General features: G+C 61.5%; 8 protein-coding genes. 5 read left to right on the top strand and 3 right to left on the bottom strand.

All coding sequences use genetic code 11. The features are described from left to right. The first annotated feature begins 7 nt into the window (after window positions 1–7). The 4 genes from HU715_RS07085 to HU715_RS07070 all read left to right on the top strand — a co-directional run bounded on the left by HU715_RS07085 (window position 8) and on the right by HU715_RS07070 (window position 4,301). Window positions 8–1,168: an FAD-dependent monooxygenase gene (locus tag HU715_RS07085; RefSeq protein WP_186710306.1), complete on the top strand. Its 1,161-nt coding sequence runs from the start codon at window positions 8–10 to the stop codon at window positions 1,166–1,168. Between the two features lie 587 nt (window positions 1,169–1,755). Further along, window positions 1,756–2,580 (top strand): helix-turn-helix transcriptional regulator, encoded by an 825-nt coding sequence (locus HU715_RS07080; RefSeq protein ID WP_186710304.1) that lies wholly within the window; start codon window positions 1,756–1,758, stop codon window positions 2,578–2,580. Window positions 2,581–2,663: 83 nt separating this feature from the next. Then, on the top strand, window positions 2,664–4,088 hold the full coding sequence (adeC, locus tag HU715_RS07075; RefSeq protein ID WP_186710302.1) for an AdeC/AdeK/OprM family multidrug efflux complex outer membrane factor: 1,425 nt from the start codon (window positions 2,664–2,666) through the stop codon (window positions 4,086–4,088). Between the two features lie 6 nt (window positions 4,089–4,094). Next, the gene (locus HU715_RS07070) at window positions 4,095–4,301 is read left to right on the top strand and encodes a YodC family protein (RefSeq protein WP_186710299.1); all 207 of its coding nucleotides are present in this window, start codon (window positions 4,095–4,097) and stop codon (window positions 4,299–4,301) included. 205 nt (window positions 4,302–4,506) lie between these two features. On the opposite strand, the gene hemN is transcribed toward HU715_RS07070, so the two are convergent. The 3 genes from hemN to HU715_RS07055 all read right to left on the bottom strand — a co-directional run bounded on the left by hemN (window position 4,507) and on the right by HU715_RS07055 (window position 7,805). Then, the gene (gene hemN, locus HU715_RS07065) at window positions 4,507–5,895 is read right to left on the bottom strand and encodes an oxygen-independent coproporphyrinogen III oxidase (RefSeq protein ID WP_186710297.1); all 1,389 of its coding nucleotides are present in this window, start codon (window positions 5,893–5,895) and stop codon (window positions 4,507–4,509) included. Beyond that, entirely contained in the window at window positions 5,892–7,265 is a 1,374-nt protein-coding gene (locus HU715_RS07060; protein ID WP_186710295.1) for an oxygen-independent coproporphyrinogen III oxidase, read from the bottom strand. The genes hemN and HU715_RS07060 overlap by 4 nt, the downstream gene beginning before the upstream one ends. A 96-nt stretch (window positions 7,266–7,361) precedes the next feature. Further along, complete coding sequence (locus HU715_RS07055) at window positions 7,362–7,805, bottom strand: CopD family copper resistance protein (protein ID WP_186710294.1); 444 nt, start codon at window positions 7,803–7,805, stop codon at window positions 7,362–7,364. Window positions 7,806–8,223: 418 nt separating this feature from the next. Here HU715_RS07055 and HU715_RS07050 point away from each other — a divergent pair, with 418 nt between their 5' ends. Next, window positions 8,224–13,836: a putative Ig domain-containing protein gene (locus HU715_RS07050; RefSeq protein WP_186710293.1), complete on the top strand. Its 5,613-nt coding sequence runs from the start codon at window positions 8,224–8,226 to the stop codon at window positions 13,834–13,836. Window positions 13,837–14,655: the final 819 nt, after the last annotated feature.

Below are 14,655 nucleotides of genomic sequence, written 5' to 3'. Positions count from 1 at the left end.
AAACAACATGACAGCACCCAGAAAAGCCATCGTCGCCGGTGCCGGTATCGGCGGGTTGACCGCCGCCATCGCACTGCAACGAGCGGGCTGGCAGGTCAAGGTCTTCGAAGCGGCGCAGACACTGCGCACAGGGGGCACCGGCTTGTCCGTCATGGCCAATGCCATGGCGGCGTTGCACTCGATTGACGCCCATCTCCCGGTGGAACAGGCCGGCCAGGTGATCCGTGACTTCTTCTTCAAGAAACACCAGGGCGAAGCCATCACCCGCATGCCGATCCACGAGATTGGCGAACAGCTGGGGCATCCCAGCGTGAATATCCAGCGCCCGCTGTTGCTACGTGCATTGGCGCAGCAGCTCGCGCCCGACACCTTGACCACCGGGTTGCGCTGCACCGGGTATGAACCTCGCCCCGATGGCGTCACGGTGCGGTTTGAAGACGGCAGCCTTCAGGAAGCGGATCTGTTGATTGGCGCCGATGGCCTGAACTCGGTGATTCGCCAACAGATGCTCGGCGAAACCCCGACCCGCCCATCGGGCTATGTCGCCTGGCTGTCGGTGGCGCCCTTCAGCCATCCGGTCATGACCGAAGGTTACGTGGCGCATTACTGGGGCCGCGGCAAGCGCTTCGGGCTCTGCGATGTCGGCAACGGCCAGGCGTATTGGTGGGGCACCTGCAATCATGAAAACGCGGCGGACGCTGCCTTGAACATCAGCAAGCAGGAAGTGCTCGCGGCCTACGCAGGCTGGGCGCCGGAAGTCGTGGCGGCCATCGAGGCCACCCCTGAGAGCGCGCTATTGAAAATGCACGCCAGGGATCGCCATCCCGTCGAGCAATTCTGCGATGGGCACGTGGTGCTCTTGGGCGATGCGGCTCACCCCATGTTGCCCAGCCTGGGCCAAGGTGCCGCACAGGCGATCGAGGATGCCGTGGTGCTGGCCGATCGACTGGCGCGAACGCCGGACCTGCGCACCGCACTGCTGCACTACCAGGCCCATCGGCACCCTCGGGCCAACGGAATCGTCAATGCCGCGCGCTTCATGAGTGGTATCGAACAAGCCGAGTCGACGCTCGCCTGCTGGGCTCGAGAATGGTATATGCGCCTGTCGCCACAGAGCAGCCTGCGTAAAAAGAACATCGACCTCCTCTCGTTCAAGCCCTGCCCATGACCTTCAACACGGTCGCTGAGCAACCTGGGCGGGACGGCGCAAACCCCGCCTTGTTACCGACGGCGCTAAAGCGTCAATGACCGAAAGCGACTCCTACATAGACAAAAAACGACACGCACCGGGATAAAAATCGATAAATGAGAAGTCTTCACCATACTGGGAATCCAGAATCTGGATGCTACTGTCAGATAGGTCCTACATTGAGGGCGGGCATCCAAGAACCGAACTGCGAACGCAACCCTTTAATTTAGTTGGATATTTTCCAGACACCTTGCTGAAAGCCAACCCTGCGGCGTTCGTCGCCAGGGAAAAAAACCTTTGACCCAACGTGTTTTTGCCCGGAGGTATCCAAAAACCGACAACCCCTGCCTGACCCGGAATGTCCCTGTTTTCCCTTACAGACTTTTCCTACATGGAAACGCTTAATAGCTCCACCGGGCTAAACCGTTTAAGTCGATAGGTTCACAAGACCGATTGACCCCAAGTATCAACTCCAGAAGAAGCTTCAGCATTTTGGAAGCGGTCGGATTTTTTCCGTCAACAATCAGCGATGCGGAGCTTTTTCGAGTAAGCAGGAAATAAGGATTATGAATCGACATGCGTATATCGAGGGTGCAGAAAAATCGCACCTCTACGTAGAGCTAGGAAAGCTGATTTCAAGTGTCGGACACGAGAGCTTCTTGACCAACATGCACCAGATGATCGAAACAACGGTGCCTGTCAGTCGGCTCGAATTGAGTGAATGGACAGCCGACGACACCCAGTCGAATGTCCTCGATGTACAACTGTTGGGGTATGCGGGTGCGGAAAAAAACCTGCACATGCAATCCCCCTGCCCCACCACGGCGATACAACGCAATGATCACCCCTTGGTAAAAAGGGTACTGGAGGTGGATGACGCCCTGCTGATCCATTTGAATGCACGCATGAAGGACGAAAGAGGCAACGACTGCCTCGGCACCTCCCACCAGTGCATTCTGATTTCACGCAAGGCCAACCGTCGCTGTGTGATCTCGTTGCAACGCCCTCAGGTACAGCGCGACTTTTCCCTCCAGGAACTGTCCTTTCTGAAGTACCTTTCCGAAACGCTGCTGCCGCTGGCCGAGCGTCATGCGCACCTCAATCGCCAATGCTTCAAAACCCCTGGCAGCGCCGCGAGCCATCCGCTCGATAGCGCCGAACAGACCCAACTGCAACGTGACTTCAATGATCGATTGAGTCCGTGCGACGTCACCCTTTCCGTGCGGGAAAAAGAGGTCTGCCTGGGCCTGCTGGCCGGAGGCACCGTGCCGGAGATCGCCGAAAAGTTGCAGGTCAAGAACAGTTCCATCGAAACCTACCTCAAGCGTGCCGCCGCCAAGCTGGGCGTGAGTGGCCGGCATGGGCTGGCGAAATGGATGATCGGCTCATGACGGCTCGCCGCGAACGGCCCGCCAGAACCCGCCTGCCGGCGCCTGCGGTGCCTGGCCAGGCACCACGATGAGATAACAGGTCGATGCATAAACTCTTGAGTCCACTGGCAGCCGCGGCATTCATGTTGGGCGGTTGTTCGCTTATCCCGGACTACCAACGTCCCGACACACCGGTCGCCGGGCAGTATCCGCAGACTTCGGCCTACGCCCCGGCCTTGTCGGGGCCCCTGGCCGCCGAACAGGGTTGGCGCGACCTGTTCCAGGACCCGGTGCTGCAACAACTCATCGAAAGCGCGCTGGCCAACAACCGCGACTTGCGGGTCGCGGCGCTGAACGTCGAGGCGTATCAGGCGCAGTATCGGATCCAGCGGGCGGACCTCTTCCCGGCAATCAGTGCCAACGGCACCGGCTCAAGCCAGCGCCTGCCGGCCAGCCTCACCGGAACCGGTGACGCCGCCATCAGTCGTTCGTATTCGGCGACATTGGGGATCAGCGCTTATGAGCTGGACCTGTTCGGGCGCATCCGCAGCCTCAGTGACCAGGCATCGCTGATTTACCTGTCCAGTGAAGAAGCCCGGCGCAGCAGCCAATTGAGCCTGGTGGCCAGCGTCGCCAGCGCCTACCTGACCTGGCGTGCCGATCAGGAACTGCTGGCGTTGACCCAGGACACGCTCCAGTCCTACGAGCAAAGCCTGCGCCTGACCGAACGCAGTAACCAGGTCGGCACCGCCTCGGCCTTGAACCTGAGTCAATCGCGAACCTCGGTGGAAAGCGCCAGGGCCAGCCTGGCCAAGTTCCAGCGCCAGGTCGCCCAGGACCTCAACAACCTCACGTTGCTGGTAGGCACATCGGTCGCCGATGACCTGCCCGGCCGGCCACTGGCCTCGGACCTGCTCAGCGAAGTACCGGCGGGCCTGCCTTCGGACTTGCTGCAACGCCGGCCGGACATCCTTGGGGCCGAGTACCTGTTGCAATCGGCCAATGCCAACATCGGCGCGGCCCGTGCCGCGTTCTTCCCGAGCATCAGCCTGACCGCCAACGCGGGCAGCTCCAGCAACGAACTGTCCGGGCTGTTCAAGGGCGGGTCGGGCAGCTGGCTGTTTCAACCGCAGATCAACCTGCCGATTTTCAACGCCGGCAGCCTTCGGGCGAGCCTGGACTACTCGAAAATCCAGAAAGACATCCGCGTGGCGCAATACGAGAAAGCCATCCAGACCGCCTTCCAGGAAGTGTCCGACGGCCTGGCGGCACGCAAGACCTATAAAGACCAATTGATCGCCCAGCGCGACCTGGTGCAAGCCAACCAGGACTACTACCGCCTGGCGGAACGGCGCTATCGCATCGGCGTGGATAGCAGCCTGACGTTCCTCGATGCCCAACGCTCGCTGTTCAGCGCCCGGCAAACCCTGATTGTCGACCGGCTGTCGCAGCTGCTCGCCGAAGTCAACCTGTACAAGGCCCTCGGCGGGGGTTGGGTAGAACGCACAAGCAACGTGACGATGAGGTGACTGCAGATGGGCACATTCGAACCTGGGACACTGGTGCGCTTACGCTCGGGCGGCAAGACGATGGTGGTCAAGCATTCATCGTCCATTTCCCAGATGCCGGATACCTTGCTGCTCCTGTGTGAGTACCGGGCCAAGAATCGCCTGGTGCAGGGCTTCTACGCGACGCGCGACCTGATCCCGGCCTCCAGCAACCCGGATACCGAACGGTCGTAGGCCCGTAGCGAGGCTCCTTTTTGTGGCAAGGCTCCTTTTTGTGGCAAGGGAGCTTTGGTGGCGAGGGAGCTTGCTCCCGCTGGGCTGCGCAGCAGCCCCCCAAAACAGCCATCGCGGTGTTTCAGGTTGATTGTGGCTAGCTTCCTTGGGGCTGCTGCGCAGCCCAGCGGGAGCAAGCTCCCTCGCCACAAAAGCAGTTCGGGCTTCAGACCGTGCGCGAATACTGGACCGTCTGGTCCGCCCCCAGGTACGCGTCGAATGCCATGGCGACGTTGCGCATCATCAATTGGCCTTGGGGCAACAACACCAGCTCGTCGTCACGGATGTCCAGCAACCCGTCGCGCACCAGCTCCTGGAGCCGGTCCAGGGCATCGGCGAAGTATTCGCCGAATCGGATGCCGTGTTCGCGGTCGATCCGACCGAAGTCGATGCGCCCATGGCACATCAGTTCGCTGATGACCTCGCGCCGCAGCCGGTCATCGTCGCTCAGCCGATAGCCGCGCTGCACGGGCAGCAGGCCTTGATCCAACCAGGCGTAATACTGGGAAAGCTCCTTGACGTTCTGGTTGTAGCTGTCACCCACCTTGCCGATCGACGACACCCCCAGGCCAATCAGGTCGCAATCGGCGTGGGTTGAGTAGCCCTGGAAATTGCGCTGCAGGGTCCCCTGGGCGCGAGCGCGCACCAGTTCGTCATCCGGCAAGGCGAAGTGGTCCATGCCGATGTAGACATAGCCCGCTTCGGTCAAGCGATTGATGGTCAGCTCCAGCAGTTCCAGCTTGCGCTCGGGCGGTGGCATGTCTTGCGGGCGGATCATCCGTTGCGCCCGCACCCGTTGCGGCAGGTGGGCGTAGCTGTAGGCCGCGATCCGATCCGGACGCAGGGCGATGATCTTGCTCAAGGTGACGTCGAAACTGGCGATGGTCTGCAACGGCAGGCCATAGATCAGATCGACGCTGACGGACTTGAAGTGCGCCCGGCGCGCGGCCTCCACCAGCTCGACGACCTGGGCTTCGCTTTGCACCCGATTGACCGCGATCTGCACTTGGGCGTCGAAGTCCTGGACGCCGAAGCTCAGGCGATTGAAGCCCAGCTGGCGCAGGCCTTGGATCTGCTCTGCATCGATGGTCCGTGGGTCGACCTCGATGGAAAACTCGTGGGCGTCGCTGTCGTCCATATCGAACGCCTGGTGCAGGCAGTCCATCAGGTCAGCCAGTTGCTCATGGGTCAGGTAAGTCGGCGTGCCGCCACCTAAATGCAGCTGGGTCAATTTGCGCGAGCGGTCGAACAACGCCGCTTGCAAGGCTATTTCACGCTTGAGGTAAGTCAGGTATTCGGCGGCGCGATGGGTCTTGCGGGTGATGATCTTGTTGCATGCGCAGTAATAACAAAGGCTCTGGCAGAACGGAATGTGGATGTACACCGACAACGGCTTTGGCTGTGGCGCCTGGTGGCTGCGCTGGGCGGCCTGGCGGTATTCGTCCATGGCAAAGGCCTGGTGGAACTGCGGGGCCGTCGGATAAGACGTGTAGCGCGGTCCCGGGCGGTCGTATTTCTCCACCAGGGCACGATTGAAACCGGAGGCAGTTTTCATGAGGGGGTCAACTTTTCAAAAGCGTGTGGGCTTGCGTCATCCGGTGCCGGGTCGAACAGGTTGCAGATCGCGTCCACATTCAATCGCCCGGCGGGCAGGATGCCGATGAATCGGCTCGACAGTTCGATCAATCCCTGGTCATGCAACGCTTCCAGCAACGGCCAGGCGGACGCGAAGTGCTCGCGAAACACCAGGCCGAAGCGCGCCTCGATGGCTTGTATATCCAACTCCAGGTCACAGGACAGCTGTTCGGTCACGCTCGCCCTGACCTGGTCCTGCGCCTCACAACGCCAGCCACGACACACCGGTAATTGCCCGGCGTCCAGTTGCTGGCAATAGAGAAGCAGGTCGTCGGTGTTCTGTACGTACAGGTGCTCGATCTGCGTGATGGCCGACAAGCCGAAGCCCACGTGATCACAGCAACCGTGACGGGTAAAACCCTGGCAATTGCGGTGCAAGCGTCCATGTTCCTGAGCCACCGCCAGGTCATCGTCGGCCCTGACGAACTGGCCCAGGCCGATGTAGTGATAACCGGCACCGATCAACTGTTCGCAACAGATGCGCCGCATGGCGTCCTTGTCGGCGGGGCTGCAAAAGGTTCCGGCCAGCCCGGCGTTCTTCGAGCGATAACGATAAGGCGCGCGGGCGTAGTCGAAAACGTGCAACCGGTCCGGCTCCAGTTCGATCAGCGTCGCCAGTTTCAGGGCGAAACTGTCCGGTGTCTGCCAGGCGTGGCCGTAGCCCAAGTCGATGTTGATGGAGCGAAAACCAAACGTGCGTGCCGCATCGATCAATGAATGGATCGGCGCCGGGTTCTGGTAGCAATCGACCGATAGATCGCTGTCAACGCCAATGTCGGGCACGCCGATGCTGACATGGGTGAAACCCTGGTCACGGATCAGGCCCATGGTCGACCAGTCGGTGTGATGCAGGTCCACCTCGATACTGTGGTCAGCACCGTCGAACTCGCAGAAGTCGAAGCGTTTGCGCAGGTCACTCATCAGCTTCTGCAGATGCGCGATCACCGGTGTGCCGCCCGTCAGGCAAAACTGCTCGACGCGCCGCCCGGCCCCCAGGTGGCAGCCGACCAAGCCCATTTCATAGGCCAGGCGTTGCAGATAGCCCTCGATCTCGCCGCATCGGCAGTCGCTGGCCAGGGGCGAACACGATGCCAGACGCAAGCGCGAAGGCAGGTGCACCGCCAGGGACAGGGGCCGTCGTTTCTGGCGGCTGGTACGTAATCCTCGAAGCAGGTCGAGGGAGCCGATACCGGCATGGAACCTGCGCGTGCCGACCGGACAATCGAAATCAGCCACCACCGGGGCACGTCCCGAGGGTCGTTCACCGAGGGTATGGAACGGGTCGAACATGACAATCTCCGAGTGGCGGTGCGCGAGCAGTTTGCGGGGTAACCCGTCGGGCCACCTTGACCTGTATCAAGCGCCTTGGAACCACGCCACCAGCGCTTACCAGGTGACGTAGAACATGGCCTTGGCCAGCAGCACGATCGCGACCATGTGCAGGAACACGCTGACATGGATGATGTGCACGTAGCGGGCGTTCATGCGCCCGCTGCGGAACAACCACATCGCCCAGAGGAAATGCCCCAGCACGCTGCCCGCCAACAGGATCTTCAGGCCCAGCAGCACACCGAAGGACGATTGCAACGGCGACGACAACGCCGGCCAGTATCGCAACCAGACCATGCCGCCGCCCGCGCCGAACAACACCAGCAGTACCCACGGCATCAACTGCCGGGCGCGTTGGCTGATGCCTTGCTCCAGCAGCACCATGACCTTGGCGGGCAGTTGCTTGCGGATGCTCTCCAGGAACAGGACTTCGAAGAACACCGTGCCGATGAACACCAGCGCGGCAAACAGGTGCAAGGTCAGAAGCAGCGGATAACTCATGAGCGTCCTCGGTCGCCCTCTTCAACGGGGCGATGGTTTATTCGAGGTTATCCCGTGGTCCTGGAAGAGGGGTTGATGCCAATCAAGGAAATTCCCATCAGTCACCACAGAACCTGCGGGGGAGAACCTGTGGGAGCGGGCTTGCTCGCGAAAGCGGTGTGTCAGTCACGATGATGTCGACTGATTCGCCGCCTTCGCGAGCAAGCCCGCTCCCACAGGGGGTATCGTTCGGCCTTGAAGCGTCAACGAAACGTTACTCCTGCCCATCCCGGCAATACCGCTGATCAGTTACTCCAGCTTTTTGACACTTTCCCCGATATGCGGTCACAACTTTTGCGTTCCGTTGGGTCATAACACCGAGGTCGTCGATGGAATGTTGGCGTCTACCGAGGTTTAAGCCTGATACGGAGATAAGCTCATGATTTTCAACGTACAAAATTTTGGCGCCAAAGGAGATGGCATCACCGACGACACGGCAGCCATCCAAAGTGCGATTGATGCGGCGGCCGCGGCCGGCGGAGGCCAGGTGTACATGCCGACCGGCACCTACATCGTTTCGGGGGGCGAGGAACCTTCCGATGGCTGCCTGATGCTCAAGAGCAACGTCTACCTGTACGGCGACGGCATGGGCGACACCACGGTCAAGCTGGCCGATGGTTCCGACACCAAGATCACCGGCATCATCCGCTCGGCCTATGGTGAAGAAACCCATGATTTCGGCGTGAGCAACCTCACCATCGACGGCAACCGCGACAGCACCACCGGCAAGGTCGATGGCTGGTTCAACGGCTATATCCCCGGCGAAGAAGGCTACGATTCCAACGTCACCCTCGACAGCGTCGAGATCAAGGATTGCTCCGGGTACGGTTTCGACCCCCACGAGCAGACCGTCAACATGGTCATCAAGAACAGCGTGTCCCACGGCAACGGCCTGGACGGCTTCGTCGCCGACTTCCTCAGCGACAGCACCTTCGAAAACAACATTGCCTACAACAACGACCGCCACGGTTTCAACGTCGTCACCAGCACCCACGATTTCACCCTGACTAATAACGTCGCCTACGACAACGGTGGCAATGGCATCGTGGTCCAGCGCGGCAGCGAGGACATCCCCTCCCCCAGCAACATCACCATCACCGGCGGCGAGGTGTATGGCAACGGCGCCGAAGGCGTGCTGGTCAAGCTCTCCAGCGAAGTGACCGTCACCGGCGTCGACATCCACGACAACGCCAGCGCCGGGATCCGCATCTACGGCAGCAACCACGTCGAGGTCATCGACAACACGCTCAACAACAATTCCCTGGGCGGCGCCGTACCGGAAATCATCATCCAGTCCTACGACGATACCCTGGGCGTGTCCGGCAAGTATTTCAACGGCAGCGACAACCTCATCCAGGGCAACATTATCAGCGGCAGCGACCTGTCGACCTACGGTGTCGCCGAGCGCAATGAAGACGGCACCGACCGCAACGCCATCATCGCCAACACCATCAGCCACACGAGCAAGGGCGCCACGCTGGTCTACGGCGACGGCAGCTACGTCAGCGCCACGGTGCCAATGACGACCGTGCAAGGTACGGCGGGCAACGACATCCTGACGGGCACCAGCGCCAGCGAGATTTTCTATGGCGCGGCAGGCAACGACACTCTCAACGCCGGGGCCGGAAGCGACATCCTGGTAGGCGGCGCGGGCATCGACAAACTCACCGGCGGTACCGGCGCCGATACGTTCCGGTTCGTCGCGCAGTCGGACAGTTACCGCAACGCGACGACAAGCTTCGATGACACCATCACCGATTTCGACGTCACCCAGGACAAGATCGACCTCGCCGGCCTCGGTTTCACCGGCCTGGGCAACGGTCGCGGCGGCACCCTGCAAGTCAGCTACAGCGCCAGCAACAACCGCACCTACATCAAGGACTTCGACGCCGACGCCAGCGGCAACCGCTTCGAGCTGATCCTCACGGGCAACCTCGCCAGCACCCTGACCGCCAATAACTTCATCTTCAACCGGGTGATCACCGGCACCAGCGGCAGCGACTCGCTGTTGGGCAGCGATGCGGCCGACACCCTGCTCGGCCTGGCGGGCAACGACAGCCTCAGTGGCGGCGCCGGCGACGACAAGCTCGACGGTGGTGCCGGCATGGACACCCTCACCGGCGGCACGGGCGCGGACACTTTTGTGTTCGCCAATCGCCTGGACAGCTACCGCAACTACAACACCGGCGGCGCCAATCTCGGCGACCTGATCACTGACTTCAACATCAGCGCCGACAAAATCGATCTCTCGGCCATGGGCTTCACCGGCCTGGGAGATGGCAGGAACAACACCGTGTACCTGGTGCTCAACAGCGCCGGCACCAAGACCTACATCAAATCCCTGGAGGCCGACGCCAACGGCAACCGCTTCGAGGTGGCCCTGGACGGTAATTACCTCAACACCCTGACCAGCGCCAACTTCGTCTTCGCCACCTCCTCGCCGACCAACCAGGCGCCCGTGCTGGCCACGCCGTTGCTGGACCAGAACGCCACCGAAAACACCCCGTTCAACTACGTGGTGCCGGCCACCAGCTTCACCGATCCGGACAACGACAGCCTTAGCTACACCGCCAGGCTCGCCAATGGCAGCGCCCTGCCCAGTTGGCTGACCTTTGATGCCGCCACCCGCACCTTCAACGGCACGCCACCCGATACGGCATCGGGCACCTACTCGATCCAAGTCACCGCGACCGATGGCAGCAACGCCACCGTCAGCGACAGCTTTACCCTCGCCGTGCAGGACGTCCCCGCCGCCATTGTGATCAACGGCACACCAAACAACGACACGCTGACCGGCACCGCTGCCAATGAGCAACTGTTCGGTGGCGCGGGCAACGACACCCTCAATGGCGGCGCCGGCAACGATATCCTGGTCGGCGGCACCGGGGTCGACAAGCTCACCGGTGGCACGGGCGCCGATGTGTTCCGCTATACCTCCAAGCTCGACAGCTATCGCACCAGTTCCACCAGCGCCAGCGACCAGATCCTTGACTTCGACGTGGCCGCCGACAAGATCGACGTTTCCGCGCTCGGCTACACGGGCTTGGGCAACGGGCTCAACGGTACCCTGCAGGTCACCTACAGTTCGTCGACCAACCGCACCTACCTCAAGGACCTGACGGTGGATGCCAACGGCAACCGGTTCGAGATTTCCATGGCGGGCAACTTCGTCAGCAGCCTGACGGCCAGTCACTTCGTCTTCGCCGACCAAGGCACCCCCACCAATGTGGCGCCCGTGGTGGTCACCCCGCTCCTGGACCAGAACGCCAGTGAGAGCACGCCGTTCAAATACACCGTGGCCAGCAACAGCTTCAGCGACGCCAACCAGGATGTGCTGACCTACACCGCAACCCTCGCCAACGGCAACGCCCTGCCCGCCTGGCTGAGTTTCAATGCCACCAACCTGACCTTCAGCGGCACGCCCACCAGTACCGCGGCGGGCAACTACGACGTCTTGGTCAAGGCCACCGATCCGTCAGGCGCCTCGGTCAGCGACAACTTCACCCTGGTGGTCGCCGATGCGCCCGCCAACACCATCACTGGCACCGCCAACGCCGAGACACTCAATGGCACGACGGGCGCCGACCTGATCCTCGGGCTTGGCGGCAACGACACGATCAAGGCCGGCACCGGTGCGGATATCGTCGATGGCGGTGCCGGACGCGACTCGCTGTACGGCGGTGATGGCGCCGACACGTTTCGCTACAGCAACCTGTCCGACAGCTACCGCGACTACGACACCGGCGGTGTCACGGCCACCGACACGATTTACGATTTCACAGCCGGCGTCGACAAAATCGACGTCTCCGGGTTGGGTTTTCTTGGTCTCGGCGACGGCACCAACAGCACCTTGTACATGACTCTCAACGCCGCCGGCGACAAGACCTACGTCAAGTCCGCCGAAGCCGACGCCGATGGCAATCGCTTCGAGATCGCCCTCAACGGCAACTACCTAAACACCCTTACCGCCAACGACTTCGTCTTCGCCGAGCGCGCCCAGCAGGATATTCTCTACCTGCCAACCCTGGGTCAATCCAACGCACGTCTGTTGCGCATGAGCGAGGACGATGATCAATCCGGCACTTCGATGCTGGTCAACGACCTCAACCGCTACACCACCTACGACGTGCGCAGCCAGTTCAACGATGCCGATGGCAACGGCATCGACATCGCGGTGGGCGGTAGCACGGTCAACGGCCTGTCCACCCTCAGCGCCGAGGAACTCAAGCTGTGCTGGTGGTTGACCGACACCAACCAACCCGGGGCGGCACTGTTGCGCGCGGTGACATTGCTGCGCGACCAGCGCACCGAACTGCAGTCGATCGATAACGTCACCATGGGCATCATCTGGGGCCAGGGTGAAGAAGCCGCCCAGGAAATCGCCCGTGCCACGGACAAGGCCGCAGCGGCGGCGGCGTACAAGGCCGCGACCTTGAAGGTATTCGACTACCTGCATGCCCAGTTCGGCAACTTCAGCGTGTACCTGATGGAAACCGGTCATTACTCAGAGGACGCGGCCCGGGCCCGGGGTTATTCGGAAGAGAAAATCGCCGCCATCGTCGAGGGCGTCGGTTATGTCCGCGCCGCCCAGGAGGCCATGGCCGCCGAACGCGCCGACGTCAAGCTGGCGGTGGACTACACCGACCTGCCGTTGCGCTATGAAGTCGATCCGCTGGTGTATCCCGATGACGTCTGGCACCTGCACGAGGAATCGGCGGAGATCGTCGGCCAACGCCTGGCGGACTACATTGCCAATGACCTCGGCTTCCAGGGCAACCCCGACGACAATAACAGCGTGCAGGACATCTTCAACAAAGGCCAGAACCAGGGCGGGATGATCGCCGGCACCGACCAGGACGACACCCTGGTGGGCAGTGCGGGCAACGACACCCTGAATGGCGACTTGGGCGCCGACACCTTGACCGGTGGCGATGGCAACGACATCTACGTGGTCGACAATGCGTTCGACAGCGTGGTGGAAACCAACACCTCCACCGCGCAGATCGATACGGTGCAAGCCTCGGTCAGTTGGACGCTGGGGGCCAATCTCGAGAACCTGGTGCTCACCGGCGTGTCGGACATCGACGGCACCGGCAACGAACGGCGCAACTTCATCACTGGCAATGTCGCCAACAACGTGATCGACGGCGCCGCCGGGGCCGACAGCATGAGCGGCGGCGATGGCAACGACACGTATTTTGTCGACAATGCCGACGACAGCGTGATCGAGACCAGCACCAACGCAGTGACCGGCGGGATCGACAGCGTGCACAGCAGCCTGGCGGCCTACACCTTGGGCAGTAACGTCGAGAACTTGTATGTCGATAGCCCCGGCGCCGCCAATGGCACCGGCAACGCCTTGGACAATACGTTGTTCGCCAGTGCCGGCAACAATGTCCTGGATGGACGCGATGGCATGGATACGGCGAGCTATGAACGGGCACTGTCCGGCGTGACCGTCAACCTCTCGACGTCGGCGCAGCAGAACACCGTGGGCTCCGGGCTCGACACCTTGAAATTCATCGAGAACCTGGAAGGCAGCGCCTCCGCCGACACGCTGTCGGGGAACAGTGCGGCAAACGTCCTCGACGGCGGGGCCGGCAACGATACGTTGGTGGGCGGTTCGGGCGATGACCGCTTGATCGGCGGCGCAGGCACCGACAACCTCACCGGCGGCACCGGCGCGGACACCTACGCGTTTGGTGCGCTGTCGGACATGGGCGTCGGGGCTTTGCGCGATGTGATCAGTGGTTTCAAGAGTGCCGAGTTCGACAAGTTGGACCTCACCGACCTGGACGCCAACCCACTGAACGCCGGGGTCGATGCCTTCACGTTCATCGGCAGTAACGCCTTCGACGCCAGCAATGCCACCGGCCAGTTGCGCTTCGTCGATGGCGTCCTCTCCGGCAGTACCAACGCCGACGCCACCCCCGAGTTCGAATTCGAACTGGTCGGCGTCAAGGAGCTGCACGCCAGCGACTTCACTGCCTGACCCAAGCCCCCTCCGGGGGGGGCTTGAGCTGAAAAACCCAAGACAACCGCAGATCAAAACTGTGGGAGCGGGCTTGTTCGCGAAGGCGTCGGTACATCCAACAGGGATGTTGACTGACACACCGCTTTCGCGAGCAAGCTCGCTCCCACAGGGACTTTGTGATGCCAGGAAAATCCAGGTCAACCGCAGATCAAACTGTGGGAGCGGGCTTGCTCGCGAAGGCGCCGGCACATCCAACAGGGATGTTGACTGACACACCGCTTTCGCGAGCAGGCTCGCTCCCACAGGGACTTTGTGATGCCAGGAAAATCCAGGTCAACCGCAGATCAAAAATGTGGGAGCGGGCTTGCTCGCGAAGGCGCCGGCACATCCAACAGGGATGTTGACTGACACACCGCTTTCGCGAGCAAGCCCGCTCCCACAGGACTTTGTGATGCCAGGAAAATCCAGGTCAACCGCAGATCAAAACTGTGGGAGCGGGCTTGTTCGCGAAGGCGTCGGTACATCCAACAGGGATGTTGACTGACACACCGCCTTCGCGAGCAGGCTCGCTCCCACAGGGACTTTGTGATGCCAGGAAAATCCAGGTCAACCGCAGATCAAAAATGTGGGAGCGAGCCTGCTCGCGAAGGCGCCGGTACATCCAACAGGGATGCTGACTGACACACCGCTTTCGCGAGCAGGCTCGCTCCCACAGGGACTTTGTGATGCCAGGAAAATCCAGGTCAACCGCAGATCAAAAATGTGGGAGCGAGCCTGCTCGCGAAGGCGCCGGCACATCCAACAGGGATGCTGACCCACCGCTTTCGCGAGCAGGCT

The sequence above is a fragment of the Pseudomonas zanjanensis genome (assembly GCF_014268745.2).
Classification (GTDB): Bacteria; Pseudomonadota; Gammaproteobacteria; order Pseudomonadales; family Pseudomonadaceae; genus Aquipseudomonas; species Aquipseudomonas zanjanensis.
Note: the sequence above shows the minus strand (reverse complement) of the source record. Positions and strands in the feature narration are given on the sequence as shown.

Excerpts from the sequence above, each read along its gene's own strand:
- HU715_RS07085 (WP_186710306.1), top strand. The coding sequence starts at position 8 with ATGACAGCACCCAGAAAAGCCATCGTCGCCGGTGCCGGTATCGGCGGG.
- HU715_RS07050 (WP_186710293.1), top strand. The coding sequence starts at position 8,224 with ATGATTTTCAACGTACAAAATTTTGGCGCCAAAGGAGATGGCATCACC.
- HU715_RS07080 (WP_186710304.1), top strand. The coding sequence starts at position 1,756 with ATGAATCGACATGCGTATATCGAGGGTGCAGAAAAATCGCACCTCTAC.
- HU715_RS07055 (WP_186710294.1), bottom strand. The coding sequence starts at position 7,805 with ATGAGTTATCCGCTGCTTCTGACCTTGCACCTGTTTGCCGCGCTGGTG.
- HU715_RS07060 (WP_186710295.1), bottom strand. The coding sequence starts at position 7,265 with ATGTTCGACCCGTTCCATACCCTCGGTGAACGACCCTCGGGACGTGCC.
- hemN (WP_186710297.1), bottom strand. The coding sequence starts at position 5,895 with ATGAAAACTGCCTCCGGTTTCAATCGTGCCCTGGTGGAGAAATACGAC.
- adeC (WP_186710302.1), top strand. The coding sequence starts at position 2,664 with ATGCATAAACTCTTGAGTCCACTGGCAGCCGCGGCATTCATGTTGGGC.
- HU715_RS07070 (WP_186710299.1), top strand. The coding sequence starts at position 4,095 with ATGGGCACATTCGAACCTGGGACACTGGTGCGCTTACGCTCGGGCGGC.